The organism is Candidatus Symbiopectobacterium sp. NZEC135 (assembly GCF_025962695.1).
Genome location: NZ_JAGFPF010000313.1, coordinates 1 through 1,805 on the forward strand (window position 1 = coordinate 1; position 1,805 = coordinate 1,805).

Consider the following 1,805-nt stretch of genomic DNA (forward strand, 5'->3'; position numbering starts at 1 on the left):
TAACCATAGATTGTGATCAAGGCATCCACGTAGTTGTCTACGGATGATGTCGCCGGATAGTCATCGAACTCGCTGTATTGCTGGAGCAACGCCTCTCGCACAGCCTGTGCCTGCTCGTCACCGGAAGCAGCGAACACAGCAGAAAGTTGTTCCCACGTTGGAATTTGCATGGTAGCGGCTCGCTCTCTCATAGGCCTGAAGGCAGCACCTGCGGATCACGCTGACGTACCACTTCAAGAAAGCGGTCAAGCAGCTCATCGCGCTCTGTCACTTCTCCTAGGTAATCGCGGCATAGGGTGTTTGCATCAGTGGATGGTCGATGTGAGCTGGGTTCGTCAACCCCACGATTTCACGCAGACGCAATATAGCCAAGATCTCTGTGGGGTGGACTGCGAGGAAAACAGAGTTGAACTCAAATTGTTTAGCTTGCTGGTTGGCTTCTCTCTCGGTCACGGCGATGCGCTCGACATGCGTATTACAGGCACCGAGCAGCACAGGTAAGAACTTTTCAGGATCGGGTTCGCGCCAGTGAGCGACCAACTGGCCCCAGGCGGGGTCGCGTGGTAAGGCGTGTTTGTCCAGATCCAGCGGTTTGCCTAACCAGTCGCCGATAATAGTCAGGCCGAAGGCAGCATAGCGCAGCGTGGAACTGATCGGAGGCTTGCGCCCATCATGAACACCATAACCGCCGTTGAGACTATCGAAAATTGCTTCGTGGAATGGTTCAAGGAGCTTATGGTTGCCTGTAGCTATAGCTCCAAACATGAAGTGAGTAAGGGTGTCGAGGCTATAAATGAATAAGCGATCATTTGTCCTCATGTCGTTAAGGTCTATCAATTGAGAGTATATAAACCTTCTGAACGCATGTGCCATATGAACATTGGCTTTGCTTATATTGTCATCAGTTAATAGTAGGCTTTGCTTAACTTTCACCATACTATGCTTGAATAAGTCAACAGTAGCGAGAGCAAGGTGCCCTTGTCCACTCACATAAACTTCAACCCGATCACGAGGCAGAAAACCATCAGAAGCCCACTTTCTAACTTGTGGCAAAATACTACCGAGTCTACTTTTATCCTTTTTCATCTCGTCCTCTACCATGTGTTAATCTGAATTCCAGAGCCATTTCCGACAGTTTTGCTTAGTGCTCCTTGCGAATCAAAAAATACTTGGGCATGCAGAAACTTGATTTTTCCTAATGCAACAGCGTCCTCAATAGCATTAAGTTTATCTTGGACGTTGGGATCAACCTCCAACATTTTTGCTTTACTCCATCCTCCAGAATCTAAGCCAATCTTAGCTTGGAGGTCTGAGAGTTTGCCTGCCCCTGTTCCCTGTGTCTTATTAAATCCCGGTGTCTTAGTCAAACCCAATGTCGCTTTGGTTTCAATCACCAGCAACGTATCTTCCTTGAAGGTTAGCGTCTGGGTCGGTGCAGGCGTACTCTTTGCCCCATCCATGCTGTGGCGCATGGTGTTGGAAGTAGGAACTCGCACGGTCAGCGACGGCGGCGGTGGCACCCAGACCAGCATATCCAGGCCGTGGCCGCTCTTGTTCGTCAGCCCGAAACGACTGGGCACTCCGGCTTTATTACTGTAGCCGAGGATGCGTTCAGCGTTGAAGCCCATTTTTTCCACCATGGCAGCGGCAAAGGCCTCTTCACCCGCATCACCGACCACTTTACAGATACGGCCTATTACTTTCAGGCTCCCACCGCGCTGGATAATCAACGACGTCAGATTGCTGCGCAGTGTATTGCTCATCACACAATAATTCGCCTTACCCGTGGCCGTGGTCAGGGCAAC

2 protein-coding genes are annotated in these 1,805 nt (G+C 50.3%); both read right to left on the reverse strand.

From position 1 onward, the window contains the following. Positions 1-276: 276 nt before the first annotated feature. Positions 277-1,086, reverse strand: a complete 810-nt coding sequence (locus tag J5224_RS26320) for a hypothetical protein (protein WP_264628124.1) — start codon at positions 1,084-1,086, stop codon at positions 277-279. An 8-nt stretch (positions 1,087-1,094) separates the two neighbouring features. Then, positions 1,095-1,805 (reverse strand): hypothetical protein (locus J5224_RS26325; protein WP_264628125.1); only part of this gene is annotated, 711 nt, incomplete at its 5' end.

Excerpts from the sequence above, each read along its gene's own strand:
- J5224_RS26320 (WP_264628124.1), bottom strand. The coding sequence starts at position 1,086 with ATGAAAAAGGATAAAAGTAGACTCGGTAGTATTTTGCCACAAGTTAGA.